25 protein-coding genes are annotated in these 26,355 nt (G+C 64.8%); 13 read left to right on the top strand and 12 right to left on the bottom strand.

Going from position 1 to position 26,355, the window contains the following annotated elements; genetic code table 11:
- Positions 1-59: 59 nt before the first annotated feature.
- Positions 60-1,532, top strand: a complete 1,473-nt coding sequence (locus EN845_RS05830) for an alpha/beta fold hydrolase (RefSeq protein WP_348631137.1) — start codon at positions 60-62, stop codon at positions 1,530-1,532.
- Between the two features lie 7 nt (positions 1,533-1,539).
- On the opposite strand, the gene EN845_RS05825 is transcribed toward EN845_RS05830, so the two are convergent.
- The 4 genes from EN845_RS05825 to hisS form a co-directional block, all read right to left on the bottom strand.
- Positions 1,540-3,312, bottom strand: a complete 1,773-nt coding sequence (locus EN845_RS05825) for an AMP-binding protein (protein WP_127870941.1) — start codon at positions 3,310-3,312, stop codon at positions 1,540-1,542.
- Between the two features lie 97 nt (positions 3,313-3,409).
- On the bottom strand, positions 3,410-4,108 hold the full coding sequence (gene hisG / locus EN845_RS05820) for an ATP phosphoribosyltransferase (protein WP_127870940.1): 699 nt from the start codon (positions 4,106-4,108) through the stop codon (positions 3,410-3,412).
- A complete protein-coding gene (locus EN845_RS05815; RefSeq protein ID WP_127870939.1) occupies positions 4,105-5,226 on the bottom strand; it encodes an ATP phosphoribosyltransferase regulatory subunit in 1,122 nt (373 codons plus the stop codon). The genes hisG and EN845_RS05815 overlap by 4 nt, the downstream gene beginning before the upstream one ends.
- A gap of 181 nt (positions 5,227-5,407) precedes the next feature.
- On the bottom strand, positions 5,408-6,904 hold the full coding sequence (hisS, locus tag EN845_RS05810) for a histidine--tRNA ligase (protein WP_127870938.1): 1,497 nt from the start codon (positions 6,902-6,904) through the stop codon (positions 5,408-5,410).
- A gap of 251 nt (positions 6,905-7,155) precedes the next feature.
- Between hisS and EN845_RS05805 the strand changes: the two genes are divergently transcribed.
- The gene (locus EN845_RS05805) at positions 7,156-7,407 is read left to right on the top strand and encodes a hypothetical protein (RefSeq protein WP_127278595.1); all 252 of its coding nucleotides are present in this window, start codon (positions 7,156-7,158) and stop codon (positions 7,405-7,407) included.
- A 51-nt stretch (positions 7,408-7,458) separates the two neighbouring features.
- The gene (locus EN845_RS05800) at positions 7,459-7,848 is read left to right on the top strand and encodes a hypothetical protein (RefSeq protein ID WP_127278594.1); all 390 of its coding nucleotides are present in this window, start codon (positions 7,459-7,461) and stop codon (positions 7,846-7,848) included.
- A gap of 80 nt (positions 7,849-7,928) precedes the next feature.
- On the opposite strand, the gene EN845_RS05795 is transcribed toward EN845_RS05800, so the two are convergent.
- The gene (locus EN845_RS05795; RefSeq protein WP_127870937.1) at positions 7,929-8,567 is read right to left on the bottom strand and encodes a DNA-3-methyladenine glycosylase I; all 639 of its coding nucleotides are present in this window, start codon (positions 8,565-8,567) and stop codon (positions 7,929-7,931) included.
- A 212-nt stretch (positions 8,568-8,779) separates the two neighbouring features.
- Here EN845_RS05795 and EN845_RS05790 point away from each other — a divergent pair, with 212 nt between their 5' ends.
- Both EN845_RS05790 and EN845_RS05785 read left to right on the top strand, forming a co-directional pair.
- Positions 8,780-9,508: a L,D-transpeptidase gene (locus tag EN845_RS05790; RefSeq protein ID WP_127870936.1), complete on the top strand. Its 729-nt coding sequence runs from the start codon at positions 8,780-8,782 to the stop codon at positions 9,506-9,508.
- Positions 9,509-9,796: 288 nt separating this feature from the next.
- A complete protein-coding gene (locus tag EN845_RS05785; RefSeq protein ID WP_127870935.1) occupies positions 9,797-10,717 on the top strand; it encodes a bifunctional 5,10-methylenetetrahydrofolate dehydrogenase/5,10-methenyltetrahydrofolate cyclohydrolase in 921 nt (306 codons plus the stop codon).
- A 15-nt stretch (positions 10,718-10,732) separates the two neighbouring features.
- Here the strand turns inward: EN845_RS05785 and glcF are convergent, their stop codons facing one another.
- The 4 genes from glcF to EN845_RS05760 form a co-directional block, all read right to left on the bottom strand.
- Positions 10,733-12,058, bottom strand: a complete 1,326-nt coding sequence (gene glcF / locus EN845_RS05780) for a glycolate oxidase subunit GlcF (protein ID WP_127870934.1) — start codon at positions 12,056-12,058, stop codon at positions 10,733-10,735.
- 10 nt (positions 12,059-12,068) lie between these two features.
- Positions 12,069-13,274: an FAD-binding protein gene (locus tag EN845_RS05775; RefSeq protein WP_127870933.1), complete on the bottom strand. Its 1,206-nt coding sequence runs from the start codon at positions 13,272-13,274 to the stop codon at positions 12,069-12,071.
- 239 nt (positions 13,275-13,513) lie between these two features.
- The gene (locus EN845_RS05765) at positions 13,514-15,010 is read right to left on the bottom strand and encodes an FAD-linked oxidase C-terminal domain-containing protein (protein ID WP_127870932.1); all 1,497 of its coding nucleotides are present in this window, start codon (positions 15,008-15,010) and stop codon (positions 13,514-13,516) included.
- A 156-nt stretch (positions 15,011-15,166) separates the two neighbouring features.
- Positions 15,167-16,489, bottom strand: coding sequence for a DUF3422 family protein (locus tag EN845_RS05760; protein ID WP_127870931.1), 1,323 nt, complete (start codon positions 16,487-16,489; stop codon positions 15,167-15,169).
- Positions 16,490-16,696: 207 nt separating this feature from the next.
- On the opposite strand from EN845_RS05760, the gene EN845_RS05755 reads away from it, so the two are divergent.
- The 3 genes from EN845_RS05755 to EN845_RS05745 are packed head-to-tail and all read left to right on the top strand — an operon-like array spanning position 16,697 to position 19,470.
- On the top strand, positions 16,697-17,500 hold the full coding sequence (locus EN845_RS05755; RefSeq protein ID WP_127870930.1) for an FCD domain-containing protein: 804 nt from the start codon (positions 16,697-16,699) through the stop codon (positions 17,498-17,500).
- Positions 17,501-17,525: 25 nt separating this feature from the next.
- Complete coding sequence (locus EN845_RS05750) at positions 17,526-18,662, top strand: alpha-hydroxy acid oxidase (RefSeq protein WP_127870929.1); 1,137 nt, start codon at positions 17,526-17,528, stop codon at positions 18,660-18,662.
- A 34-nt stretch (positions 18,663-18,696) separates the two neighbouring features.
- A complete protein-coding gene (locus tag EN845_RS05745) occupies positions 18,697-19,470 on the top strand; it encodes a metallophosphoesterase (RefSeq protein WP_127870928.1) in 774 nt (257 codons plus the stop codon).
- 52 nt (positions 19,471-19,522) lie between these two features.
- On the opposite strand, the gene EN845_RS05740 is transcribed toward EN845_RS05745, so the two are convergent.
- Positions 19,523-19,663, bottom strand: coding sequence for a hypothetical protein (locus EN845_RS05740; protein WP_023782442.1), 141 nt, complete (start codon positions 19,661-19,663; stop codon positions 19,523-19,525).
- Between the two features lie 278 nt (positions 19,664-19,941).
- Complete coding sequence (locus EN845_RS05735) at positions 19,942-20,640, bottom strand: type 1 glutamine amidotransferase (protein ID WP_127870927.1); 699 nt, start codon at positions 20,638-20,640, stop codon at positions 19,942-19,944.
- Positions 20,641-20,728: 88 nt separating this feature from the next.
- Between EN845_RS05735 and EN845_RS05730 the strand changes: the two genes are divergently transcribed.
- The 4 genes from EN845_RS05730 (at position 20,729) to EN845_RS05715 (ending at position 24,759) form a co-directional block, all read left to right on the top strand.
- Positions 20,729-21,376 carry a hypothetical protein gene (locus EN845_RS05730; RefSeq protein ID WP_127870926.1) on the top strand — a complete coding sequence of 216 codons (648 nt, stop codon included), beginning with the start codon at positions 20,729-20,731 and terminating at the stop codon, positions 21,374-21,376.
- Between the two features lie 31 nt (positions 21,377-21,407).
- Positions 21,408-22,142: a 16S rRNA (uracil(1498)-N(3))-methyltransferase gene (locus EN845_RS05725; protein ID WP_127870925.1), complete on the top strand. Its 735-nt coding sequence runs from the start codon at positions 21,408-21,410 to the stop codon at positions 22,140-22,142.
- 125 nt (positions 22,143-22,267) lie between these two features.
- Positions 22,268-23,641 (top strand): glutamate--cysteine ligase, encoded by a 1,374-nt coding sequence (locus EN845_RS05720; RefSeq protein ID WP_127870924.1) that lies wholly within the window; start codon positions 22,268-22,270, stop codon positions 23,639-23,641.
- Between the two features lie 89 nt (positions 23,642-23,730).
- On the top strand, positions 23,731-24,759 hold the full coding sequence (locus tag EN845_RS05715) for a DUF937 domain-containing protein (protein ID WP_127870923.1): 1,029 nt from the start codon (positions 23,731-23,733) through the stop codon (positions 24,757-24,759).
- Between the two features lie 171 nt (positions 24,760-24,930).
- Here the strand turns inward: EN845_RS05715 and EN845_RS05710 are convergent, their stop codons facing one another.
- Positions 24,931-25,221 carry a DUF1127 domain-containing protein gene (locus EN845_RS05710; RefSeq protein WP_127870922.1) on the bottom strand — a complete coding sequence of 97 codons (291 nt, stop codon included), beginning with the start codon at positions 25,219-25,221 and terminating at the stop codon, positions 24,931-24,933.
- A gap of 177 nt (positions 25,222-25,398) precedes the next feature.
- Here EN845_RS05710 and EN845_RS05705 point away from each other — a divergent pair, with 177 nt between their 5' ends.
- Positions 25,399-26,355: a LysR substrate-binding domain-containing protein gene (locus EN845_RS05705; protein WP_127870921.1), complete on the top strand. Its 957-nt coding sequence runs from the start codon at positions 25,399-25,401 to the stop codon at positions 26,353-26,355.

Here is a 26,355-nt window from a genome sequence, read left to right as displayed (position 1 = left end):
AATTCCGATTTCTGGGTTTTCCGGAGTTCCGCTTGAGCGGCCGGCGGGTGGAACTTGCCTTGCGCAAGGCGGCGGCGCTCCTCATCTACCTGGCCGAGGCCGGCGGACCGGTGGCGCGCGATGTCGTCGCCACGCTTCTGTGGCCCGAGACCGACGAACAGGCCGCTCGCGCCCGCCTTCGGCGGACACTCTATAAAATCCGCATCGCGTTCGGCAGAGAGATCATCGCCGCCACAGGCGCCTCGCTGAGCCTGCACCCGGCCTTGTCCGCCGAGATCGACACCAGGGTTTTCGAGCAGGCCTGCAATTCCCGCTCTCTCGACGAGGCAGCCGACATCTACAACGACGATTATCTCGCCGGCTTCTCGCTGCCGGACAGTCCGGAATTCGAGGAATGGATCTTCTTCCGGCGAGAGACCTTGCGCGGCCGGCTGGTGCAGGCGCTGGAGCGGCTCGTCGAAGCCAAGATCGCCGGCGGCGAGCCGCGCGGCGCGGTCGTTCATGCGACACGGTTGACGGCGCTCGACCCTTTGAGCGAAAGCGCGCACCGCCACCTGATCCATGTCCACCTGGCCGGCGGGGACAGGGCCGCGGCCGAGCGCCAGATCGAGACGTGCATCCGGCTCTTGCGGGACGAACTCGGCGTAGCGCCGGACCCCGCCACGCTAGCCATGCTGCGCGAGCCAACTCAGGACGCTACCGTGGACGTGCCCAGGACGTGCTACGTCGCAGTGGACGGCATTCACATCGCGTACCAGATCGTCGGTAGCGGCCCGACGGACATCGTGCTTGTTCCCGGCTTCATTTCGCATGTCGAGCGTATCTGGGAAGACCCGGGCTGCCGCGCCTGGCTGACCGCGGTTTCGCGCCTGGGTCGCCTGATCCTCTTCGACCGGCGCGGCATGGGGCTTTCAGACCGCGTCGGCGCCCGCCCCACGGTCGAGGCGACGGCGCAGGATATTCTGGCGGTCATGAACGCGGCCGGCAGCCGCCGGGCCTTGCTGGTCGGTGCGTCGGAGGGCGGGCCGGGCTGCATCCGTTTTGCAGTCGAGCATAGCGACCGGCTGAGCGGCCTTGTTCTCTGGGGCTCGCTGGCGAAGGGCAGCCGCGCCCCCGACTATCCCTTCGCCTTGACCGGCGCGCAGTATGATCTGTGGAAGCAACGCCTGCTCGCGGGTTGGGGTGGCCCGGCGGAAATCGAAACCTTCGCCCCAAGCCTCACTGGCGACCGTCAGGCGAGGACCTGGTGGGCCGGATTGCTCAGGGCAGCCTCCAGCCCGGGCGCGGTCGCGGGCCTGCTCGAGGCATTACGGGATGCAGATGTCCGTCACCTCCTGGCAAAAGTCTCCGCCCCGACGATGGTCCTCCACCGTTCAGGCGACCGCGCCGTGCGCATCGAGGCCGGGCGGTTCCTCGCGTCCAGGATTCCGGGCGCCCGGTTCATCGAGGTCGACGGCGACGACCACTGGTTCTGGGTCGGCGACCCGCAGTCCCTGCTCGACAGCATCAGTGCCTTCGTACGACGCGGCTGATCCCGCCTCACGCCGTTTTCTGCGCCACCAGCCCCAACTCTTCCACCATCGCCTGACGCATCAGGAATTTCTGCGGCTTGCCGGTCACCGTCATCGGCAATTCGGTGCGGAAGCGAATGTGGCGCGGTATCTTGTAATGGGCGATCTGGCCCGCACAGAAGGCCTTGATTTCCTGTTCGGTGGCGACCTGGCCGGGTTTGAGCACGATCCAGGCGCACAACTCCTCGCCATATTTGGCATCCGGGATGCCGAAGACCTGCACTTCCCGCACCTTGGGATGACGGTAGAGGAATTCCTCGACCTCCCTGGGATAGACGTTCTCACCGCCGCGGATGACCATGTCCTTGACGCGGCCGACAATGTTGCAATAGCCCTCGGCGTCGATGGTGGCGAGGTCGCCAGTGTGCATCCAGCCGTCGGTGTCGATTGCCTCACGGGTCTTTTCGTCGTCGTCCCAATAGCCTTTCATCACCGAGTAGCCGCGCGTGCAAAGCTCGCCCGGCGCGCCGACGGCAACGGTGGCGCCATCGGCATCGACCGCCTTGACCTCGACATGCGGATGGATGCGCCCGACGGTCGACACGCGCTTTTCCAGCGGATCGTCGGTGCTGCTCTGGAACGAGACCGGACTGGTCTCGGTCATGCCGTAGGCGATGGTCACCTCCGACATATGCATCAGCGACACCACCTTCTTCATCACCTCGATCGGGCATGGCGAGCCGGCCATGATGCCGGTGCGCAGGCTGGAGAGATCGAAGGATGAGAAATCCGGATGGTCGAGCATGCCGACGAACATGGTCGGAACGCCGTAGAGGCCCGTGCAGCGCTCGTGCGCGATCGCTTTCAGCGTCAGGCCGGGATCAAAGCCCTCGCAAGGGAAAACCATGGTCGCGCCCTTCGACACACAACCCATCGTGCCCATCGACATGCCGAAGCAGTGATAGAGCGGCACCGGGATGCAGAGCCGGTCGTCGACAGTGAGCTTGATGGCCGAAGTGACGAAGTTGCCGTTGTTGACGATGTTCAGATGAGTGAGCGTCGCGCCCTTGGGAGCGCCTGTCGTGCCTGAGGTGAACTGGATGTTGATCGCGTCGCCCGGCTTCAGACCCTCGGAGATGCGGTCGAGGCTGTCATGCTCGTCGCGGCCGGCCATGGCCAGCACGTCGCCGAAATTGAACATGCCTGGCGAGTTCTCCTTGCCCATGCGGATGACGGTCCTCAGCGCCGGCAATTTGGCGGCCTTCAGCTTGCCCGGCGTCGCCGTGGCGATTTCCGGCGCCAGCGTCTCGATCATGCCGAGATAGTCCGAGGTCTTGAAGCTCGCCGCCGTCACCAGGGCCTTGCAGCTGACCTTGTTCAGGGCATATTCCAGCTCGGTCAGCCGATAGGCCGGGTTGATGTTGACCAGAATCAGGCCGATGCGGGCGGTGGCGAATTGCGTCACCAGCCATTCCCAGCGGTTGGGCGACCAGATGCCGACGCGATCGCCCTTGCGCAGGCCGAGCGCCAGGAAGCCGGCGGCCAGCGCATCGACGGTGTCCGACAGTTCGCTCCAGGTGAAGCGCTTGTCCTGGCCGACGAAGATTGCGGCATCGAGCGTGCCGTATTTGCTGACGGTATCGGAGAACAGGGCCGGAATGGTCTCCTCCAGCAACGGCACCTTGCGCTCGCCCGAGACATGCGCCTTGCCGTCGACGGGCGCGACAAAGACAATGCCGGAGCGCGCGCCGCGTCCGCGCAGATTGGTGGCGTTCTTCAGCTCGTCGAGATTGACCGGCATCGCTCTCTCCTCCCAGCACGGACCGAGCCTATCAGCCTGCCGGAACGGTGGAAATCCCGCCGATGGTAGTGACACCCCTCCCGCCAGGGAAAGCAGGCTATCCGACCGTCGCCGTCATTTTCGCGGCTATATCCCGGAAGATGGCCTCATCGGCGGCGGAACGATCTTTCTTCGAGGCCACCAGGCAGGCCTGCGACTTCAGCACGACGCCATCGCCCAGCACCTTGAGATGGTTGGCGCGCAGCGTCGAGCCCGTGGTGGTTATGTCGACGATGACGTCGGCAAGGCCGGCCGCCGGCGCGCCTTCGGTGGCGCCGAGGCTTTCGACGATGCGATAGACCTGGATGCCGTGCTTGAGCGAAAAGAACTGCTGCGTCAGCCGCCAGTATTTGGTGGCGATCCTGAGCCGCCGGCCATGGCGCTGGCGGAAATCTGCGGCGACGTCATCGAGATCGGCCATGGTGTCGACATCGAGCCAGATCTCGGGCACCGCGACCACGACATCGGCATGGCCGAAGCCGAGACGGGCGACGATCTCGGCCCGCGCTTCCCAGTCGGCGAGATTTTCCCGCACAAGGTCCTCGCCGGTGATGCCGAGATCGACCGCGCCCTGCCCTATTTCGCCCGATATTTCGGAAGCCGACAGGAAGACCACTTCGACATTGTCCAGGCCCTCGACGCGGGCGTGATATTTGCGCTCGTCGCCGGGCAGGCTGACGGCGAGGCCGGCCTTGGCCAGCACCTCCAGCGCCTGCTCCTTGAGCCGGCCCTTGGACGGGATCGCCAGCGTGATCATGGTGCCGTCTCCCGCAACGCCTCGATGCGGTCGAGCCACACCGAGAAGCCGACACCGGGGATCGCGGTCTTGGCGCCGAGCAGCGTCAGCAATCTGTCATAGCGGCCGCCACCGGCCAGGGGACGCTCGCCACTTGCGGCCGCGACTTCGAAGACCACACCGGTGTAATAATCGAGCGGACGGCCGAAGGCGGCGTCGTAGCGGATTTTTCCCGACGGCAAGCCATGCGCCTCGATCGCCTTGGCGCGGGCCGCGAATTTTTCCAGCGCCGCACCCAATGAAAGTCCGGCGCCGGCGGCGAAGGTTTCCAATGCCTGGGCCGCGCCATCGAGCGGCACGTCGATGGCCAGAAAACCTTTCAGCGCCGCGAAGGCCTCGTTCGACAGCCGCACGCTGCGCAACTCGGCCTTCTCGATGAGCCGCCGCGCGATGTCCGACGGCGCGCGGCCGGCCGATGCCGAGAGGCCGGCCTCCTCCATGCCGCCGGCAATGTGCTGGGAAAGGCCGTCCAGATCACCGTCGAGGACAAGCGCCGCGACCGGGCCGGAGAGCTGGCCGTTGCGCGGCGGGTTGGCGAGATCGGCGAGTGCCGCCTCCAGCATCGGCGCCGAGCCGAAGGCGCGGGCGAGCCGCATGCGCCATCCGCGCGGGAGCCCTAGGGCCGCCAGTACCGCCTCGAAGATGCCCTGGTCGCCGAGCGTGACCGCCAGCGACTGACCGGGCAGGACCAGCGACAGCAGGGCGTGCGCGTCGGCAACCGAGCGGGCATCGGCTTCAGCCGTGTCGCGATCGCCGAGATCCTCGATGCCGGCCTGAAAGAACTCGTTGCCGCCCTCGCGGCGCTGGCGAAACACCTCGCCGAGATAGGAATAGCGGCGCGGCGTGCCGGCCTGGCTGGTTATGTGGTCGAGACAGACCGGAATGGTGAATTCGGGCCGCAGGCAGAGCGTCTGCCCGGTCTCGCTCTCCGTAAGGAAAATGCGCCGGCGCAGATCCTCGCCGGCCATGTCGAGGAACGGATCGGCCGGCTGCAGCACGGCAACTTCCACCGCATGCGTGTTGCGGGTTGCGAAGAGCGCGATGATGTCGGCTGATATGGCGGGGTAGCGGGAGGTCATATGCCGCGCCCTTCCCTTCTCCCCCTGTGGGAGAAGGTGGATCGGCGCGCAGCGCCGAGACGGTTGAGGGGTGCGTGTCGGAATGAAGCGTTTGCGTTCCCTGGAACACCCCTCATCCGACCTCGCTTCGCGAGGCCACCTTCCCCCACAAGGGGGGAAGGACAAGAGCGCGCGGCGCTCGTCACTTGGTCCGCTCCTGGGCCTGCGCCGCCAAGATCTTCTTCACTTCGGCGACCAGCTCGCTTTCCGCCACCGTCACCTGCGCCGGGCGCGCGGCGCGCCATTCGGCATTGTCGGTGATTTCGGCGGACATGCGCGCGCCTTCGATCAGGTCCTTGATCTGCAGTTCACCCTTGGCGCGCTCGTCGCCGCCCTGAATGATGGCGACCGGACAGCCGCGACGGTCGGCATATTTGAGCTGCGCCTTCATGCCGGCGCCGCCGAGGTACATTTCGGAGCGGATGCCGGCGGCGCGCAGTTCCGCCACCATCTTCTGGTAGCGGCCGAGGCTTTCCGTGTCCTTGTCCATGACCAGCACGACAACCGGCGCGATCACGTCGGCGCTTCCGAGCTTGCCAAGGTTCTTCAGCGCCGTCATCAGCCTGGAGACGCCGATGGAAAAGCCCGTCGCCGGCACCGGCTCACCGCGGAAGCGTGAGACCAATCCGTCATAGCGGCCGCCGCCACCGACCGAGCCGAAGCGTACGATCTGGCCGTCCTCATTGGGGATCTCGGCCAGCAGTTCGGCCTCGAAGACGGGACCCGTGTAATATTCCAGGCCGCGCACGACGGAACGGTCCATGGCGATGCGGTCCCCGCCGTATCCGGCGGCCCTGACCAAGGCTTCGATCGTCGCGAGTTCGCCGACGCCCTCCTGGTAGACCGTGTTCCCGCTGACGCTGGCATCCTGGCCGGCCTGCGCATTGCGCGCCGTCGCCAGAAGGACGGCTTGGGCTTGAGTATCGTTCAGCCCGGCGCCCTTGGCGAAGTCGCCCTCGCCTTCCTTGCCGCCATCCCAACGCCCTGGGCCAAGCAGAAGCCGGACACCTTCCGCGCCGAGCTTGTCCAGCTTGTCGATGGCACGCAGCACGGTCAGCCGACGACCGGCATTCTCCTCGCCGCCAAGGCCGATTGCTTCCAGCACGCCGTCCAGCACCTTGCGGTTGTTGACGCGGATGACATAGTCGCCGCGCTTGATGCCGAGCGCTTCCATGACGTCGGCCATCATCATCGCCATCTCTGCATCCGCCGCAACGCCCGGCGTGCCGATCGTATCGGCGTCGAACTGCATGAACTGGCGGAAGCGGCCGGGGCCGGGCTTTTCGTTGCGGAACACCCAGCCGGACCGGTAGCTGCGGTATGGCTTGGGCAGGCGTTCGAAATTCTCGGCGACGAAGCGTGCCGTCGGCGCTGTTAGGTCGTAGCGCAGCGACAGCCACTGGTCGTCATCGTCCTGGAAGGAGAACACGCCTTCGTTCGGCCGGTCCTGGTCGGGCAGGAATTTGCCGAGCGCATCGGTGTATTCGATCAGCGGCTGGTCGGCCGGCTCGAAGCCATAGAGCTCATAGACCGAGCGGATCGTCGCCATCATCTTCTCGACGGCGCGGATGTCCTCGGCGCCGCGGTCGGCAAACCCGCGCGGCAGCCGCGCTTTCGTCTTTTCCGATTTGTCGGCCATAATCTGGGCACCCGATGGTTCATGACTTCGTGGCGCGGTAAATCTACCGCGTTCCACAGCGCGCGTTTCCTAACCGATGAAGCCGGGAGCGGCAAGGGTTGGCGCCCCGCGGCGCACCCGACGAGATCAGGAAAAATCGAAACCCTCTGAAACAAAAACACGCCAGAAGTGAAACAATGCCGCCATGAGCGCGGCATCGTGCCGACACAATCGCGGCCGATACAGCGCATCGAAACGAAGGGGTTCAGGACATGACCAGTGCAACGGAATTCCAGGCCAACGGCGAGGCCGGTGAACTGCCCACACGCTTGCGCCCTGCGGGCACCCATGCACCGAAAATGGCTGGCCAGGCGGCCGGGCCGTTCGATGTACCCGCCGACACCGGCAAGGGATCTTCCCTGCGCGACGCCCTGGTGACCGGCCTGCTGGTGATCTATCCGACAGTGGCCACCGTGGCGGCAATCGTCGCCGGGCTGTTCCTGGCCGGCGCCAACGGCACCTGAAACCGTCCGTTTCGCTGGATGCGATTTTCATTCTTGATCAGGGGATTGAGCATGCGACTGGGCTACGCATACGCGCTTGGCTGCGCGTTTTTACTTGGGGCGGCCAATCCGGCCAGCGCCGCAGGCTGCAAGCCGGGGGACGCGGGCCTTGCCGGCCATTACTACCTGCGCGGCGTCATGGAGGTCGGCTCCGAACTGCTGCTGAAGAAGGACGGCAGCTTCGAGTTCATGCTCGCCTATGGCGCCAACGACCAGTACGGCAAGGGCTGCTGGGTGAAGAAGGGCTCGACTGTCGAGGTCATCCCCGCCGGACGCAGTTCGGCATCGACGCATCATACGCCCGACGACAGCGGTTTCAGCGGCCTGGTGCTGAGCATTTCCGGCCGCAGCCTGGTGTGGGACATCAATGGCAGCGGGCACAAGGGACGTTTCGAGAAGTGAGGGCAGTGCGAGCATTTGAAGGTCGCGCCGCCCCTCATCCGCCTGCCGGCAGCTTCTCCGCGTGAATGGGAAGAAGGCGGCTATTTCGGCCGCTTGAAAGCCTTCCGCTGCTTCTCGACCTCCTTGCGGCATACACAGCCTTCGAGATGGTCGTTGACCAGCCCCATGGCCTGCATGAAGGCGTAGACCGTGGTCGGGCCGACGAAGCTCCAGCCGCGCTTCTTCAGGTCCTTCGAAATCCGCACGGAAACCGCGGTGGTCGGGTTGGCGCGCAGATGGGCGAGATCAACGGTTTGCGGCCGTTCCTCCTTGCCGGGTTCGAACCTCCAGAACCAGGCGGCCAGCGAGCCGAACTCGTCGACCATTTCGCGGGCGCGTTTGGCGTTGTTGATGGTCGAGACGATCTTGCCGCGATGGCGGATGATACCGGCATTGCCGAGCAGGCGTTCCACATCCTTGTCGGTGAAGGCGGCGACCTTGTCGAAGTCGAAGCCGGCGAAGGCCTCGCGAAAATTCTCCCGCTTGCGCAAAATGGTCAGCCATGAGAGGCCCGACTGAAACCCTTCGAGGCAGATCTTCTCGAACAGCCTGCGGTCGTCGGCCACCGGCCGGCCCCATTCATGGTCGTGGTAGTGCAGATAGTCGGGCAGATTGCCATGCCAGAAGCAGCGCACGACACCGTCAGGACCGGCAAGCAGGCCGGTGTTTTCATTGCTCATCTCAAGAGATCCATCCGTTAACGCGCTTCCGCGCTGCTTTTACCGTGGCTTTACCAGATTCCTGAACCCGGCGGTAACCACACCAAAAGGTTTACTGACAGAACCGCATTTTACGCATTCCGATTCATGTTTCGGTTGCCGCTCGCCGCCAATGATCGCGCAAACCGGGAGCGTTCTTGCCCGGCGTATCAGGCGATCAAGGTGCGTTCCCGATGAAATTCCTGCTTCCGTTGTTCAGCGCGGCGGTGCTTGCCGCAAGCGTCATGCCCTCCCTTGCCGACGACCGCTATGCCGACAGGCCGCCGGTGATAGTGAGCCCCGACCTTTCCGCGCCCTGGGTGCTGCAGCTTGGCCATGCGCCGGGCATCGTGCGGCAGAACCGGCAGGCCGCGCAGCAGCCGCGCCAGCGCACCGCGCAGCCCGACCGTGTGCAGACGGCGGGCGTGCAGGCGCCGGCCAAGCGCATGGTCATGCGCCCGCAGATCAACCCGGTCTACCTGCCGCAGGAAGTTGCCTATGACGGAGGCCAGAAGCCAGGCACCATCGTCATCGATACCACGCAGAATTTCCTCTATCTGGTCGAGAAGAACGGCAAGGCGCGGCGTTACGGCGTCGGCACCGGCAAGCCCGGCTTCGAATGGTCGGGGACACACAAGATCACCAATAAGCGCGTCTGGCCGGACTGGCGGCCGCCTGCGGAGATGATCAAGCGCGAGGCGGCCAAGGGCCGCTACCTCCCGACCTATCTGGCCGGCGGCATGGAAAACCCGCTCGGCGCGCGCGCACTCTATATCGGCACGACGGAGTACCGCATCCACGGCACCAACCAGCCCTGGACGATCGGCGGCGCGGTGTCGTCGGGCTGCATCCGCATGCGCAACGAGGACGTGGTTGACCTTTATGAGCGGGTCAATGTCGGAACCACGGTCGAGGTGATATAGTGATAGCGAATCAGCCGGTTAAGCAGTGCTGAGCAGGTTTTCGCGCGCTGTTGCCCTCAAGCCATAGCGCACCTTTGGAAGACGTGCTTAGACTGGCAGCGAGTTAACGGGGGACGGGCCGTGTGGGGATACGGCCAGTCACGAGAGGGCAGCATGGGTAACCGGCTGCCCTTTTCGTTTCACGGTGCGACAGGTCGCCCCGGAGGCACGGTGTTTCGCTTTCAGGGCTGATTTCCGGGCCATGCTCTGCTATTGCAGTGCACAATCTTCCCACCAAAGGTTCGAGCTATGTCCCTCTCCGACGACAGCCGCTATCTCAAGGGCGGCCCGGTCGCCCAGCGCATCATCGCCGCCGTGCGCGAGGACGCGGCCATTGCCAAGGCCGAGGGCTTTCCGCCCAAGCTGATCTCGATCACCGTCGGCGATACCGACGCGGTCGATGTCTATGTACGCAACCAGCGCGCCAAGGCTCAGCTCGCCGGCATCGATTTCGAGGAACGGCGCTTTCCCGCCACCATCACCTCGGGTGAGCTGGAAGCAGCCATCCACGGGCTGAACGCCGATCCGCGCGTCACCGGCATCATCATCCAGCGGCCGGTTCCCGCGCATATCCCGGTCAAGACGCTGCAGGCGGCCGTGCATCCGCTGAAGGATGTCGAGGGCATGCACCCGGCCTCGATCGGCAACATCGTCTACAACCAGCTCGACCTCGCGCCCTGCACGGCCGCGGCCTCGGTCGAACTGCTCAAGGAAACCGGCCTCGACCTCAAGGGACTGGAAGTGGTCATCGTCGGCCATTCGGAAATCGTCGGCAAGCCGATCGCCTTCCTGTTGATGAGCGAAGGCGCGACCGTGACGGTCTGCCATCACATGACGCGGTCGGTCGCCGCCCATGCGCGGCGCGCCGACGCGCTGTTCGTCGCCGTCGGCAAGCCAAGGCTGATCAAGGCCGACATGGTGAAGCCAGGTGCGGCCGTCATCGACATCGGCATCAATTCCGAAATCGGGCCTGATGGCACCAGCCGCGTCGTCGGCGACGTCGACACCGACAGCGTCAAGCACGTGGCCTCCTGGATCACCCCGGTTCCAGGCGGCGTCGGCCCGATCACGGTGGCCATCCTGCTGCGCAACACGATGGTCGCGCTCAGCCGCCAGCGCGCGCTCTACGAGGCGACCTACGGCACGGCCGACAGGCTGGCGGCCGAGTAGCGCCGGAACGGACGCCTATTCCGCCGCGATCAGGCTGTCTTCCGCGACGCCTTGCGGTCTCGGCCCGCCATAGGCCCAGTCGAGCAATTTGATCGTGTGCACCACCGGCACCCTGGCAGCGGACGCGATCTGCCTGATGCAGCCGATATTGCCGGTGGCGACGATCGCGGCGCCCGTCGCCTCGATGTTTTTCACCTTGCGGTCGCGCAGCCTGGCCGAAATCTCGGACTGCAGGATGTTGTAGGTGCCGGCCGAGCCACAACAGAGATGGCCCTCGCGCGGCTCGCGCACGATGAAACCGGCTTTGGCGAGCAGTTCCTTCGGCTGACGCGTGATCTTCTGGCCGTGCTGCATCGAGCAGGCAGAGTGATAGGCGACGACCGTGCCTGGCCTGCGCACCGGTTCAGGCAGATCGATGGCGGACAGATACTCGGTGATGTCCTTGGCCAGCGCCGACACGCGTGCGGCCTTGTCGGCATAGGCCGGATCGAGCCGCAGCATGAAGCCATAATCCTTGATCGTCGTGCCGCAGCCCGACGCGGTGATGATGATGGCATCGAGCCCGCCTTGCTCGACTGCGCGCGTCCAGGCATCGACATTTTGCCTGGCCGAGGCAAGCGCTGCTTCCTCCCGTCCCATGTGATGAACCAGTGCGCCGCAGCAGCCTTCGCCCGGCGGCACCACGACCTCGACACCGAGCCGTGTCAGCAGCGAGATGGTCGTATCGTTGATGGCGGGGTCAAGCACCGACTGCGCGCAGCCGGTCAGGATGGCGACGCGTCCCCTTTTCGCTCCCTGTCCGGCATGGATACCCGGCAAGGCCATCGGCGAGGCCGCCGGGATTGATGCCGGCGCGAGCTTGAGCATCGCGCCGAGCGGCTTCAGCGCCGGGATTTTTTCGAACAGGCCGATGAACGGCTTGCCGAGCTTCGCCAGCTTGAGCGCCGCGCGGAAGCGACGGGGATAGGGCAGCACGAAGGCGAGCATGGCGCGGGTCAACCGGTCGAGCAGCGGCCGCTTGTAGGTTTGCTGGATATGGGCGCGGGCATGGTCGACCAGATGCATGTAATTGACGCCCGATGGGCAGGTGGTCATGCAGGCGAGGCACGACAGGCAGCGGTCGATATGGGTGACGATTTCCTTGTCGGCGGGACGGCCGTTCTCCAGCATGTCCTTGATCAGATAGATGCGCCCGCGCGGCGAATCGAGCTCGTTGCCAAGCGTCACATAGGTCGGGCAGGTGGCGGTGCAGAAGCCGCAATGCACGCATTTGCGCAGGATCTTTTCCGATTCCGCGACATGCGGATCGGCAAGCTGTGCGGGCGAAAAATTGGTCTGCATCTCTGATGTCCTAGGCCATGCGGCCGGGATTGAGGATGTTCTTCGGGTCGAATTCCTGCCTCAGCCGCTGGCTGAGCGCCGCCAAGGCCGGCGGCTGAGGCTCGAACACCGGCAGCGCGGCGCGATGGGCAGGTGCGGCGCGCACCAGCGTCGCGTGGCCGCCGCCATGTTTTCTCAAGAGGCCGCGCAGCAAAGCGGGTTCCGGATCGCCCTCCTCCATGCGCAGCCAAACCAGCCCACCTTGCCAGTCATAGAAGGCGCTGACGGCGGCCTGCATGCGCAGCGTCAGGACCATCTGGTGGCCCTGGGCAGGCGTCATCGAGACCCGCCAGACCGGCTTCCCGCTGCCGTCGGCGAAGGGCCTGATATCCCTGACATCGCGCCAGATTGCCTTGGAAGTCTCACCGGCAATCTCCTCCAGCGGCCCAGCCTTGCCGAGCAGTGTTTTCAGCGCTGCAAGCCGATAATCAACGGACGGGCCAAAGCCTTCGACGCGCAGCAGCGTGGCGGCTTCAATGCCGAGCGCTCCGCCGGCGACGCGCGCGGCAATGCGCTCCGGCAGATGGGCGGCACTCGACACTTCCGCGCTGGAGCCGAGCGCCAGGGCCATGGCGGCGCAGGCGGCATCGTCGAGCAGGCCACGGACGGCGAGCGTGACTTCGGTCTCGGCGGCTGGCAGCACCTTGAAGGTGACGTCGGTGAACACGGCCAATGTACCCCAGCTGTTGGCCATCAGCTTCGACAGATCATAGCCGGTAACGTTCTTGACCACGCGGCCGCCCGACTTGAACGCTTCGCCCCGACCGGAGACGACGTTGATGCCGAGAATATGATCGCGCGCGGCGCCCGCCTTCAGCCGGCGCGGACCGGACAGGTTGGCGCCGAGCACGCCGCCAATGGTGCCCTTGCCCGGCTCGCCACCGAGCAGCGGGCCGTAATCCATCGGCTCGAAGGCTAACTGCTGACCGTTGTCCGCCAGCAGCCTTTCGATATCGGCCAGCGGCGTGCCGGCCTTTGCCGACAGCACCAGTTCGGCGGGTTCGTAGAGGGTCACGCCCGAGAGTTTCGACAGGTCGAGTGTATGCTCGGTCTGCAACGGACGGCCGATGCCGCGCTTGGAGCCGTGGCCGAGGATTTCGAGCGACGTTTCCTCCGCCGCCGCCCAGGCAATGGTGGAGAGGACTTCGGTGGAAGTGGATGGGGTGAAGGTGGTCATAGGTTCGCGCCTTTCCTCGTCCCCGCGAAGCGGGGGAAACAGGATAGGCCGAGTTCTGTCGCGCCCCCCTCTGTCCTGCCGGACATCTCCCCCTCAAGGGGGGAGATCAGATGTCGTGCAGGGTTTCGCCAATCTTCTGCGTTGAGGAAAAGGCGAAGCGCACGAACTGCCAATCTCCCCCCTTGAGGGGGAGATGTCCGGCAGGACAGAGGGGGGTGTTCACGCGCCGACATATCAGCTCAAAACCTCGGAATATCCGGAAATGCCACCTGCCCGCGATGCACGTGCATGCGGCCCAGTTCGGCGCAGCGGCGAAGTTGCGGAAAAACCTTGCCGGGATTGAGCAGATGGTTGGGGTCGAAAGCGCATTTGACGCGCATTTGCTGGTCGAGGTCGACCTGGTTGAACATTTCCGGCATCAGGTCGCGCTTCTCGACCCCGACGCCATGCTCGCCGGTGAGCACGCCACCGACCTTGACGCAGAGCCGCAAAATGTCGGCCCCAAAACTTTCGGCCTTGTCGAGTTCGCCCGGCACGTTGGCATCGTAGAGAATGAGCGGGTGCAGATTGCCGTCGCCGGCGTGGAAAACGTTGGCGACGCCGAGACCGTATTTTTCCGACAGCTCGCGCATGCCGGCCAGCACGCGCGGCAGTTCCTTGCGCGGGATGGTGCCGTCCATGCAGTAGTAATCGGGCGAGATGCGGCCAACGGCGGGGAAGGCCGCCTTGCGGCCGGCCCAGAAACTCAACCGCTCCTGCTCGGACTGCGAGATGCGGCACGTGGTCGAGCCGTTGGCGATGGCGATCGCCTCGACCGCCGTGATGAGATGATCGACCTCGACGCCGGGGCCATCGAGCTCGACAATCAGCAGCGCCTCGACATCCAGGGGATAGCCGGCATGGACAAAATCCTCGGCGGCATGGATCGCCGGCCGGTCCATCATTTCCATGCCGCCTGGAATAATGCCTGCGCCGATGATGTCGGCGACGCACTGGCCGCCCTGCTCGCTGGTCGGAAAGCCGATCAGCAGGGCGCGCGCCGTCTCCGGCTTCTTCAGGATGCGCACGGTGACCTCGGTGACGACGCCAAGCAGACCTTCCGAACCGGTCATGACGCCGAGCAGGTCATAGCCCTCCGCGTCGAGGTGGCCGCCGCCGAGCCGCACCACCTCGCCATTCATCAGAACCATCTCGATGCCGAGCACATTGTTGGCGGTGAGGCCGTATTTCAGGCAGTGCACGCCGCCGGAGTTCTCCGCCACGTTGCCACCGATCGAGCAGGCGATCTGGGAGGATGGATCGGGGGCGTAGTAAAACCCCTCCTGCTCGACGGCTGACGTAATGCCGAGATTGGTGACGCCGGGCTGGGCGACGACAAGGCGGTTGGGAAAATCGATCTCGAGGACGCGGTTGAACCGGCTCATCACCAAAAGCACCGCGTCTTCGAGCGGCAGGGCGCCGCCCGACAGCGAAGTGCCGGATCCCCGCGGCACGACGCGGATGTTGCGGTCGTTGCAGTATTTCAGCACCCGCGAAACCTGCGCCACCGTTTCGGGCAGCACCACGACCAGCGGCACTTGCCGGTAGGCGGTCAGGCCATCGCTTTCGAAGGCACGCATTTCATTGGCCGTGTCGACCACGCCCTCGCCCGGCACGATGATGCGCATGTCGGCGACGATTTCGCTGCGCCGGCGCAGCGTATCGGCGTCTGGCTTGGGCATGGCAAGGCCGGACATCGGCGCTTCCTCCACTCGACTGGTAAAAATGATTTACCAGCTGGCGGCATTTGTTGCAAATCTTGCTTTGGTGGCGTCAGGGCGGCGGATGCAGGCGAAGCTTCCGCAGCGGCAATCTGCCGCTGCACATCCGTTGCGTCCGAAGCATAGCGCGGACTATTCGCCCGGATGTTTCGCCGGCTCGGAATGCATCCGTCGCACGCGGCGCACGCCCCACCAGACCAGCAGGATGGCGAACGGCACCGAGGCGGCGGTGACGACCTCCGGCGCGAAGGCGTGGCCAAAGACCGACGCGCCCTTGGCCACATAGCCGATGAGGCCGACGACGTAATAGGAGACGGCGGCGACCGAAAGGCCTTCGACGGTCTGCTGCAGGCGCAGTTGCAGGCGGGCGCGGTTGTTCATCGAGGCAAGCAGGTCGCGATTCTGCTTCTCGACCTCGACGTCGACCCAGGTCCGCAGCAGAGTGGTGGCACGGGTCAGCTTGCGCGACAGATTGGCCTGGCGCTCCTCGACCGAGCGGCAGGTGCGCATGGCTGGCGCCATGCGCCGCAGCAGAAAGCCCGCCCAGGTGTCATAGCCCTGCACAGGCTCCTCATCCAGCGCCTCCAGCCTTTCCGTGACGATGCCGTCATAGGCGCGGCTGGCGCCGAAGCGGTAGAGGCTGGAAGCGGCATCGGCCTCCAGTTCGGCGGCAAGCTCCGTCAGGCCGGCGAGCAGCGTCTGGTTGTCGCGCGTTTCGGCGACCTTCATTTCCAGGGTCGTCTGCGCCAAGCGGTCCTCGATGCGGCGGGCGCGGCCGGACAAGGTGAGCGCCAGCGGCAGGCCGAGCATGGCAAGCGTGCGGTAGGTCTCGATGTCGATCAGCCGCTGCGACAGGGCGCCGGTGCTGGCCGGGGTCAGGCCACGGTCGAGCACCAGCATGCGGGTCATGCCGTCGCCGTCCTGGCGGAAGTCGGTGACAATGGCCGCGCTGCCACGCTCGACAAGCGAGTAACAGAGGCTGGTCGGGTCGAAGCCGGCGACCTGCCTCTCGCTCGCCTGCGTCCATTTGCGGATCTCGAGCCGGATGCCCGAGATGACGGTTCCCGGCGGCGAGAAGCCATTGCCGAAAGGCGAATCCTTTTGCCCCCGGCCATTCTCGGCCAGCGGCCCTTCCCAGAGATAGGTCGAGAATTCCGTGTGCCGCTCCCAGCGCAGCGTGCCCTTGCCCCATTTCATGGCGTGGTGGCGGGCATGACGCTCGGGCGCGGCGATGCCGAGGCGGCGCGACAGTTCCGAAAGCACGGCGTGGTCGACCGCTGAGCCGCCTTCGGTCATGAAGGAGAGTTGGACGAGCACGCGCGGCTTCTCGACCAGCGGATGCGGGCGGGCGTGAACCTCGCCGAGCGCGCCGGGCCGGCCTTCATGCGCCGGAAAGCCCATGACGCTGCCCTGGCTGCGCGGCTGGAATTCAAGATTGGACGTCTCGTCCGACACGTCTGGTCCCCCTGGTTTCGACCCTTCGTGCAATGGCGTCGTCTTGCGGCAATCGGCAAGGGACGTAAACAGCAAAATTTAGCGCGAGGCGATGTGCCGGCGCGGCGCGAAAATCGACCGTACGAGACGAATTGGATAAATAATTTGACCAGTTGGCGACAGAGGCTCTAGTCTGCGCGACATCCTTCCTTTCTCCAGGCGCTTCCATTGAGCGACATTTTCTCCAGGATCGAGCATTCGCGCACCGCCGACGAGGTGGTGCAGCAGATCGAAAGCCTCATCCTCGAAGGCGTGCTGCGCACCGGCGACCGGCTGCCGGGCGAGCGCGAACTGGCACGCCAGTTCGATGTGTCGCGGCCCATCCTGCGCGACGCGCTGAAGGCGCTCGAAGCGCGCGGCCTGCTGTCGACCCGTCCGGGCGGCGGCACGCACGTCGCCGACATTATCGGCCAGTTGTTCACCAAGCCGGTGGCGGACCTGATCTCAACGCATCGCAAGGCGGTGGCCGATTATCTGGAATACCGCCGCGAGATCGAAGGCATAGCCGCCGAATACGCGGCGCGGCGCGCCACACCGGAAGACCTTGCTCTGCTCGATCGCATCATGGCGCGCATGGACGAGGCGCATCGCACCGGCGACTTCGACGATGAGGCCGAGATCGACGTCGAGTTCCATCATGCGATCTGCGAGTGCGCGCACAACATCCTGCTCCTGCACACGCTGCGCTCCTGCTACCGGCTGCTGTCGGAAGGCGTGTTCCAGAACCGACTCCTGGTGTTCACCGTGCCCGGCGCGCGCGAGGCGCTGCTGGCGCAGCACCGGGCGATCCACACCGCGGTCAAGGCCGGCGATCCGGCCGGCGCCCGCCAGGCGGCGATGGACCACATGACCTATGTCGAGCGTTCGATGGCGGAAGCCGAACGCAGCGGCGACTGGCAACGCGTGTCGCGGCTGAGGCTGAGGCAGCGTTCGGAAGCCGGCGACGGCGAACCAGCGCGCAGACGCTCCTAATCAATTCGATCAAGCGGGGACCATCATGAGCGACATTCTGACCATCGCAGACCTCAAGGATCTCGCGCGCCGGCGCGTGCCCAAGATGTTCTTCGACTATGCCGACTCGGGCGCCTGGACAGAGAGCACCTACCGGGCCAACGAGGAAGACTTCCAGAAGATCAAGTTCCGCCAGCGCGTGCTGGTCGACATGAGCAACCGCTCGCTGGAATCGACCATGATCGGCCAGAAAGTGTCGATGCCGGTGGCGCTGGCCCCGACCGGCCTGACCGGCATGCAGCATGCCGACGGCGAGATGCTGGCGGCGCAGGCGGCAGAGGAATTCGGCGTCCCGTTCACGCTCTCGACGATGAGCATCTGCTCGATCGAGGATGTCGCCTCGGTGACAAAGAAGCCGTTCTGGTTCCAGCTCTATGTGCTGCGCGACAAGGATTTCGTGCTCGATTTGATCGACCGGGCGAAGGCAGCGAAGTGCTCGGCGCTGGTGCTGACGCTCGACCTGCAGATCCTAGGCCAACGCCACAAGGACGTCCGCAACGGGCTTTCGGCGCCGCCCAAGATGACGTTGGCCAACATCATCGACCTGGCCAGCAAGCCGCGCTGGTGCCTGGGTATAGCCGGCACCAAGCGCCGCACCTTCCGCAACATCGTCGGCCACGCCAAAGGCGTCGGCGACGTCTCTTCGCTGTCGTCCTGGACGACGGAGCAGTTCGATCCGCAGTTGTCGTGGAAGGATGTCGACTGGATCAAGGAACGCTGGGGCGGCAAGCTGATCCTCAAGGGCATCCTCGACAAGGAAGACGCGTTGATGGCGGCCAAGACCGGCGCCGACGCAATCGTCGTTTCCAACCATGGCGGGCGCCAGCTCGACGGCGCGTCGTCCTCGATCATGGCTCTGGAGGAGATTGCGGACGCGGTCGGGGACAGAATAGAAGTGCATATGGACGGCGGCATCCGCTCCGGCCAGGACGTGTTGAAAGCACTCTGCCTGGGCGCCAAGGGCACCTATATCGGCCGGCCATTTCTTTACGGCCTGGGCGCGCTCGGCAAGGAAGGGGTTACCAAAGCGTTGGAAATCATCCGCAAGGAGATGGACATCACGTTGGCGCTGTGCGGAAAGCGTCTGGTCACCGACATGGGCAAGGAGCAGCTCCGACGCTAAGTCAGTGACAACTGACCACGGAGATATCCAGACCTTGGCGGAACCCGGCATCCATTTCCTCGACGCACACGGGCCGGACGGCGTGCGTCTCTATGCGATCGGCGACGTGCATGGCCGGCTCGACCTGCTGGCCGCCATGCATGGTCAGATCGAGGCCGAGATCGCGAGGGACAGGGTTGCGGACTGGCGCGTCATCCATCTTGGCGACTATGTCGATCGCGGACCGGACTCCAAGGGCGTCATCGACTTCCTGATCGAGGCGCGCGAACGCGATCCGCGAAACCTGGTGCTGGCCGGCAACCACGACATCGGCTTTCTCGACTTTCTCAAGACACCCGACCCGGAAGGGCTCTTCATTCGTTTCGGCGGCATCCAGACCGCGCAATCCTACGGAGTGACGATCAACAGCGGCAACGGCGCCTGGTTCGGCAAGGCGGAATCAGCCATGCGCAAGGGTCATCAAGCCCTGCTCGAAGCGGTGCCGCAAAGCCATGTCGACTTCCTGCGGTCGCTGCCACTCTCGGTGACATCAGGCGACTTCTTCTTCTGCCATGCCGGCATCAGGCCGGGCATTCCCCTGGAAAAGCAAAGTCCGCAGGACCTGATCTGGATCCGTGACGTTTTCCACGATCACACCGGCCTCTTCCCGAAGATCGTGGTGCACGGCCACACACCGGTCCCCGAGGCGGAAGTGATGGCCAACCGCGTCAATGTCGACACGCTTGCCTGGCAGTCAGGCATGCTTACCGCGCTCGTCGTTGACGGCGCGGACAAACGCATCCTGGAAATATCGATAAGGGAGCCTTAACGGCCCCGGTGCCCAAGGGCGCGAGGGATCCGGGCGCGAGGGATGCCCTGGCTTAGCGCAGGGAGGCGGTGACGCCGTAGCCGTCAACCGCATTGTGGTTGTTGGCGGCATCGGCGGCATAAATACCAAGACCGCAAAGTACTATGGCGGACAGCATGGCAAAGGACAGAAGCGCTGCTTTCACGGAGGTCATCTCTTGTTGAGCTTCCTGCATCTGTGCACGAGGCGGTTACCAATGCGTTGAAACGGAAAATACGTGTCAAAGTTTCGACGATTTCGCGCTTCTAGGTGTGTTCTGTATCGATGGTGTGTCGCACGGGTCACACAAAAGGTTCATCCCGGTTGCACAGCCGACATAGGGCGCGCGCCTTCTAGGATGGCGGGCGAACACAAGCCAAGGATGAAAGGGGTTTTCCCCAAACGGTTTCACGGCCGCGTGCCAATTATGTCACGCGGAGCATGAACGGACTTTTAGATCGTCGCCACCCAGGCACGGGCGATGGCCAGACCAGCGGCATCGGCGTCAGGGCCGTTGCGGGCCATTTCACCGTCGAGCTTGCCGGCCCAGTCGGGATGGCGCGCGGCGATGGTCGGCGCGAAGGAGGAGCTCCAGTCCTTCACCATCGGCCGGTCGGCCTCGAAATGGAACTGGAAGCCGTAAACGGCGCGGCCGACGCGAAACGCCTGGTTTTCGGCAACATCGTTGCCGGCGAGCCGCACGGCGTCCTCCGGCAGCTCGAACGTGTCGTCGTGCCACTGGAAGATCGGGAACTTTTCCGGCAGCTCAGCCAGCACCGGATCGGCCTTGGCGTCCGGCGTCAGCGACACGCCGCGCCAGCCGAATTCGTTGGCGCCGCCAATGCGGTTCGCGCCGCCAAAGGCGCGGGCGACGAGTTGGCTGCCGAGGCAGATGCCGAGCACGGCGCGGTCCTTGCCGGCGAAATCACGGGTCAATTCGAGCAGCGCCGGGAAATAGGGATAGTCTTCGTCGGCCAGCGCATTCTGGCCGCCGCCGAGCACCACCATGGCATCATGGCCGGTTGCGTCCCGCGGCAGCGGATCGCCCTTGTAGGGCAGCCGCACATCGAGATCGGCACCCGCTTCCGCCAGGGCCGCACCGACCTGGCCAAGCCCGGTATTGTCGTAGTTCTGGACCACCAGCACCCGCATCGAAAAACCCTGCTGACATGAAAATGATGCGACGAGCGATATCATGCCGCCAGTATTGCAGCCAAGATGCGTATCGCGGGAGAGAACTATGCCACTGCAAAACCGGGTCGATCCGTTCGGCGCCATCCACGCCGTGCCCGAGCGCGGCCTGTTCACCGGCAATCGCGGCATCATCCACGACCCCGCGGCAAAGACGCTTCTGAAAAAGCGCTGGGCGCTTCAGGCCTGGATCATCTGCGTGTGCCGGTTCCGCGACGTGCGGCGCGAGCCGATGGGCCGCAACAGGAAGGAAGGAAAGGCCGGCTGGACCGAGCTGTTCTTCCTCGACGAGGTGACGGCGCTCGCCGCCGGGCATCGCCCCTGCTTCTTTTGCCAGCGCGAACGGGCCAGGGATTTTGTCCAGCGCTTCGGCCAGACCTTCGGCATTGCCGAACCCCGGGCGCCGCAGGTGGACAAGCGGCTGCACAAGGAGCGGCTGGCCGCGGGCGGCAAACGGCCTGCCGTCGCCATGGACACGCTTGCCGGGCTGCCAGACGGCGCGATGATCGCAACTGGCGGCAGGGCCTTTGCGTTGCGCCACGGCAAGATTCTGCCATGGGCTTTTGCCGGATACGGGCCGCCGGTCGGCCATGACCGGTTCGAGGACAAGACGCCCGTGCTGCTGACCCCGGAAACGACGCTTGCCGTCCTGCGTCATGGCTTTCAACCCGTGTGGCATCCTTCGGCCGAGGCTTGACGGCGGCGGCCGCCTCCCCCATTCCTCCGCCATGCGCGCCAACTACAAGATGCAACGTCTGTTCGTACCCGACGACCTCGGACCAGACATCGAGTTCGAACCCGGCCAGCAGCAGAGCCATTATCTGCTGCATGTGCTGCGGCTTGCCGAAGGCGCCGAAATCCTTGTCTTCAATAGCCGCGACGGCGAGTGGTCGGCGGCCATATCGGCGAAATCGAAGCGATCGGTGCGGCTGAAGGTGCTGGCCTTGCAACGACCCCAGCCGCCACTGCCCGACCTCATCTACTGCTTCGCGCCGCTGAAGCAGGGCCGGCTCGACTATCTCGTGCAGAAAGCCGTCGAGATGGGTGCCGGTATCCTGCAGCCGGTCATCACCCAGCACACGCAAGTCGCAAGACCGTCCATCGATCGCCTGCGCGCCAATGTCGTCGAAGCCGCCGAACAATGCGGCATACTGGCGGTGCCGGAGGTTCGCGAGGCGGAAAAGTTCGAGCGCCTGTTGACCGGCTGGGACAAGGAAAGGCGGCTGGTCTTCTGCGACGAGGACGCCTCGACCAACAACCCGCTGCCGGCCTTGCAGGCAGTGAAGGAGAAGAAGCTGGCCCTGCTGGTCGGGCCCGAGGGCGGCTTTTCCGACGAGGAGCGCAAGATGCTCCGCGCCCTGCCTTTCGTGACCGCCATTCCGCTCGGGCCGCGTATCCTGCGCGCCGACACGGCGGCCGTTGCGGCGCTTGCCGTTATGCAGGCAACAATTGGCGACTGGTAGGCGCTCTTCCTTCCCCCCTTCAATTCCTCTTGACCTGTGGCTCAGGATTTTTCGCTTGATCGTCTCCTGACATTTCGTCCATTTACCGCCGGCGGCCCTGCTGGTCGCGTTCTGAGGGCTTGATCATGGCGCGCGACACAACCGATTTCCGGCCCATCGAGGGCATAGACGAGCTTGTCGAGCACCTCGCCGAGGGCAACAAGCCGCGCGAAAAATGGCGCATCGGCACCGAGCACGAGAAATTCCCGTTCTATGTCGATGGCAACGCGCCGGTGCCTTACGGTGGCGAGCGCGGCATCCGCGCCATCCTCGAAGGCATGCAGAACAAGCTTGGCTGGGATCCGATCGTCGATGACGGCCGCATCATCGGCCTGGTCGAGCCGACGGGCCAGGGCGCTATCTCGCTTGAGCCAGGCGGCCAGTTCGAGCTTTCCGGCGCGCCGCTGGAGACGATCCACCAGACCTGCCGCGAGGGCAATGCCCACCTGGCCCAGGTGCGCGAGATCGCCGAGCCGATGGGCATCCGCTTCCTCGGGCTTGGCGGCAGCCCGAAATGGTCGCTGGCCGAGACGCCGAAAATGCCCAAGTCGCGCTATGAGATCATGACCCGCTACATGCCCAAGGTCGGCACCAAGGGCCTCGACATGATGTACCGTACCTGCACGATCCAGGTGAACCTCGACTTCGAAAGCGAAGCCGACATGCGCCGCAAGATGCAGGTGTCGCTGAAGCTGCAGCCGCTGTCGACGGCGCTGTTCGCCAACTCGCCCTTCACCGACAGCCGGCCGAACGGCCTGCAGAGCTGGCGCGGCGACATCTGGCGCGACACCGACAACCAGCGCTCGGGCCTGCTCGAATTCTGCTTCTCGCCCGATTTCGGTTTCGCCGACTATGTCGAATGGGCGCTCGACGTGCCGATGTATTTCGTCATCCGCGACGGCCATTATCACGACATGACGCATATCACCTTCCGCCAGTTCATGGCCGGCGCGGCGCGCAACGAAGTGCCGGACGGACTGCCGACGATGGGTGATTGGGCGAACCATCTGTCGACGTTGTTCCCGGACGTGCGGCTGAAGCGCTTCCTGGAAATGCGCGGCGCCGATGGCGGGCCCTGGCGGCGCATCTGCGCGCTGCCGGCCTTCTGGGTCGGTCTGCTCTACGACGAGGCCGCGCTCGACGCGGCAGAAGCCTTGACCTCGAGCTGGACCTACAAGGAAGTGCTGGCCATGCGCAACGCCGTGCCGGAACTGGGCATTGCCGCGCCCTTCCGCAACACCACGCTGCGCGAGATCGCGCGCGACGTGATGGCCATTTCACGCACAGGGCTGAAGAACCGCGGCAAGAAAAACCGCGACGGCTATGATGAAACCTCGTTCCTCAACACGCTCGACGAGGTCGTGGCGCGCGGCACCACCAGCGCCGAGGAGATGCTGTCGGCCTATCACACACGCTGGGGCGGCTCGATCGAGCCCGTGTTCATGGAATATGCCTATTAACCGCGAGCCATGGCGAGGGCAAAACCAGCTTCAAACGAACCCTGAAACGAATTAGGCTCTCATCCGAGGATTTCCCGGAGGAGAAGCCGATGCCTACCTTGTTCGACATGCTGACGCAGGCCCAGAACGGCAACGGCATGCAGGCGCTTGCCCAGCAATACGGGCTTTCGATGCAGCAGACGCAGGCCGCGGTCGCCGCACTGTTGCCGGCCTTTTCACAAGGGTTGCAACGCAACACCGCCGATCCTTACGGGCTCGGCGCCTTCATGACGGCGATGGCGAGCGGCCAGCACGCCAAATATTTCGAGGACGCGACGCGCGCCTTCTCGCCGCAAGGCGTGGACGAGGGCAACGGCATTCTGGGACATCTGTTCGGCTCGAAGGACCTGTCGCGCGCCGTGGCCAGCCAGGCGGCGCAAGCGAGCGGCGTCAGCCAGCAGATCCTGCAGCAGATGCTGCCCGCGATCGCCTCGATGGTAATGGGCGGACTGTTCAAGCAGACGACAAGCCAGATGCAGGCAGCGGCTGGTCTTGGTGGCGGCGGCAACAATCCACTGGGCGAGATCATCGAGCAGATGATGCGGCAAGGCGGCATGCAGGCGCCGGCGCCGCAACAGCGCCAGCCGCCGCCTCAGAACCCCATGGACAACCCGCTCGGCAAGGTCTTGCAGGACATGTTCGGCGGCGGCTCACCGCAACCACAAAGCCAGCCGCAGCCGGCGCCAAACCCCTATGGCGACAATCCGCTCGGCAAGGTGCTGCAGGACATGTTCGGCGGCGGCACGCCGCAGCAACCACAAAGCCGACCCCAGCCCCAGCAGACGCAAAGTCCCTACGGCGACAACCCGCTGGGGAAAATCTTCGAGGAGATGCTGCGGCAAGGCGGAGGCGGCGGCTTCGGGATGCCCGGCGGGCAGCCGACGCCGCAACCTCAAGCGCCGCAGCCGCAGCCGCGCCAGGCACCACAGCCGCAGGCCAATCCGAGCGGCCGGCCAAGGAACCCGTTCGACGACATTTTCGGCAAGATGTTCGAGACCGGCGCCCAGCAGCGTGACGACTACCAGAAGGGCGTGGAAACGATCTTCGACCAGTTCAAGCGGGATATGGACCGGCGATAGGCGTCAGGCCAACGCCATTTCCCGGCAAGCTAGAAAAGAAAAGCCCGGTCCTTGGGAGGACCGGGCAGCGTGCAGGCAGGCCGGCGGGGAACCGGCAGGGAGTGGGGAGCCTGCATGAACCTTGGTCGCGCTGAACCGCAGAAAGGTTCAACAAGACCGAAACTGAACCAATCAGGCTACCTTGCGGGCGATATCCTCGATCGTTTCCACGCGGTCGCTGGCGATCTCACGCAGGATTGCCGTCGGATCGCGGCCGAACGGCACGTCGATCGCGACATGCAGGTCGGCGCGCGTCAGGCCGATATCGGCGAGCTCGGCATCCGACATCTCGCCCAAACGGTAGAAAGCACGGCGGTTTTTCCAGGCGCGGTAGATATTGAAGGCCGTGTTGGCCACGCGCGCGGCAACGGACGGACGCGAAGTGATGCGCGAGGTCTCGGTGGCGAAATCGATCGTGGTCATGTCGGTCTCCTTCAGACTCGAACAGACGAAACCCGACGATCGGCGCTGGCGACAGCGGCCGTTTCGGCTTCGATTCACATGCCTTCATGTGGACAATGCCAATTTGCCATCGACCGATTGATTAATCCAACGAATGTTTTTAATCTTTGGCATCAACACTAGTGATGGATCATGTCGATGAAAGCGCCGCTCGATCTCGATCAATTGCAGACCTTCGTCTCGATCGCCGACACCGGCAGTTTCACCCGGGCTGCCGAAGATGTGCACCGCACCCAGTCGGCGGTGTCGATGCAGATGCGCCGGCTGGAGGAGCGGATCGGCAAGCCGCTGTTCGAGAAGGAGGGGCGCACCAACCGGCTGACGGAGGAAGGCGACAAGCTGCTCTCCTACGCAAGGCGGCTGCTCTATCTCAACCGCGAGACACTTGCCGCCTTCGACGACCAGCGGCTCGAAGGCACGATCCGCATCGGCACGCCGGACGACTATGCAGATCGTTTCCTGCCGGAGATCATGGCACGTTTCACCCGCTCCAATCCGCGCGTCGAACTGACCGTCATCTGCGAGCCGACGCCGGGGCTGGTCGAACACATCAAGCGCGGCAATCTCGACCTGGCGCTGGTGACGCACAATGATGTGCGCGGCCAGTCGGAGGTCGTGCGACGTGAGCCGCTGCTGTGGGTATCCTCGGCCAATCACGCGACGCACGAGCAGGAAATCCTGCCGATGGCCTTCGGCCGGCCGAACTGCATCTGGCGGCGCGCCGCCGTCGACGTGCTGGACCAGCAGAACCGCGACTACCGCATCCTGTTCACCAGTTTCTCGGCGACCGTGATCACCGCGGCCGTGCTGTCCGGCCTGGCGGTCTCGGTGCTGCCGGAATGCGCGCTCAGGCCTGGCATGCGGGTGCTGGGCGAAGCCGATGGCTTCGGCGCCCTGCCGGACTGCCGCATCGGCATCATGCGCGGCCAGACCTCGCGGCCGGAGATTGTCGATGCGCTTGCCCGCCATATTTCGGAAAGCCTGGACAACATCTCGATCCCGCTTGGCGAGGAAACGGGAACGTTCGACTTCGCGGCCCTCGCCTTCGCCAAGATGAAGCGGAGCAAGCCGAACCAGATCCTGCCGGGCTGGTAG

This window comes from Mesorhizobium sp. M8A.F.Ca.ET.202.01.1.1, from assembly GCF_004791595.1.
Lineage (GTDB): Bacteria > Pseudomonadota > Alphaproteobacteria > Rhizobiales > Rhizobiaceae > Mesorhizobium.
Note: the sequence above shows the minus strand (reverse complement) of the source record. Positions and strands in the feature narration are given on the sequence as shown.

What these genes read in the sequence shown, in the direction of transcription:
- EN845_RS05785 (WP_127870935.1), top strand. Translation starts at nt 9,797, where the DNA reads ATGTCCCTCTCCGACGACAGCCGCTATCTCAAGGGCGGCCCGGTCGCC.
- EN845_RS05730 (WP_127870926.1), top strand. Translation starts at nt 20,729, where the DNA reads ATGCCACTGCAAAACCGGGTCGATCCGTTCGGCGCCATCCACGCCGTG.
- EN845_RS05720 (WP_127870924.1), top strand. Translation starts at nt 22,268, where the DNA reads ATGGCGCGCGACACAACCGATTTCCGGCCCATCGAGGGCATAGACGAG.
- EN845_RS05715 (WP_127870923.1), top strand. Translation starts at nt 23,731, where the DNA reads ATGCCTACCTTGTTCGACATGCTGACGCAGGCCCAGAACGGCAACGGC.
- EN845_RS05740 (WP_023782442.1), bottom strand. Translation starts at nt 19,663, where the DNA reads ATGACCTCCGTGAAAGCAGCGCTTCTGTCCTTTGCCATGCTGTCCGCC.
- EN845_RS05765 (WP_127870932.1), bottom strand. Translation starts at nt 15,010, where the DNA reads ATGTCCGGCCTTGCCATGCCCAAGCCAGACGCCGATACGCTGCGCCGG.
- EN845_RS05800 (WP_127278594.1), top strand. Translation starts at nt 7,459, where the DNA reads ATGCGACTGGGCTACGCATACGCGCTTGGCTGCGCGTTTTTACTTGGG.
- glcF (WP_127870934.1), bottom strand. Translation starts at nt 12,058, where the DNA reads ATGCAGACCAATTTTTCGCCCGCACAGCTTGCCGATCCGCATGTCGCG.
- EN845_RS05750 (WP_127870929.1), top strand. Translation starts at nt 17,526, where the DNA reads ATGAGCGACATTCTGACCATCGCAGACCTCAAGGATCTCGCGCGCCGG.
- EN845_RS05805 (WP_127278595.1), top strand. Translation starts at nt 7,156, where the DNA reads ATGACCAGTGCAACGGAATTCCAGGCCAACGGCGAGGCCGGTGAACTG.
- hisG (WP_127870940.1), bottom strand. Translation starts at nt 4,108, where the DNA reads ATGATCACGCTGGCGATCCCGTCCAAGGGCCGGCTCAAGGAGCAGGCG.
- hisS (WP_127870938.1), bottom strand. Translation starts at nt 6,904, where the DNA reads ATGGCCGACAAATCGGAAAAGACGAAAGCGCGGCTGCCGCGCGGGTTT.
- EN845_RS05795 (WP_127870937.1), bottom strand. Translation starts at nt 8,567, where the DNA reads ATGAGCAATGAAAACACCGGCCTGCTTGCCGGTCCTGACGGTGTCGTG.
- EN845_RS05735 (WP_127870927.1), bottom strand. Translation starts at nt 20,640, where the DNA reads ATGCGGGTGCTGGTGGTCCAGAACTACGACAATACCGGGCTTGGCCAG.
- EN845_RS05775 (WP_127870933.1), bottom strand. Translation starts at nt 13,274, where the DNA reads ATGACCACCTTCACCCCATCCACTTCCACCGAAGTCCTCTCCACCATT.
- EN845_RS05815 (WP_127870939.1), bottom strand. Translation starts at nt 5,226, where the DNA reads ATGACCTCCCGCTACCCCGCCATATCAGCCGACATCATCGCGCTCTTC.
- EN845_RS05725 (WP_127870925.1), top strand. Translation starts at nt 21,408, where the DNA reads ATGCGCGCCAACTACAAGATGCAACGTCTGTTCGTACCCGACGACCTC.
- EN845_RS05790 (WP_127870936.1), top strand. Translation starts at nt 8,780, where the DNA reads ATGAAATTCCTGCTTCCGTTGTTCAGCGCGGCGGTGCTTGCCGCAAGC.
- EN845_RS05825 (WP_127870941.1), bottom strand. Translation starts at nt 3,312, where the DNA reads ATGCCGGTCAATCTCGACGAGCTGAAGAACGCCACCAATCTGCGCGGA.
- EN845_RS05710 (WP_127870922.1), bottom strand. Translation starts at nt 25,221, where the DNA reads ATGACCACGATCGATTTCGCCACCGAGACCTCGCGCATCACTTCGCGT.
- EN845_RS05705 (WP_127870921.1), top strand. Translation starts at nt 25,399, where the DNA reads ATGAAAGCGCCGCTCGATCTCGATCAATTGCAGACCTTCGTCTCGATC.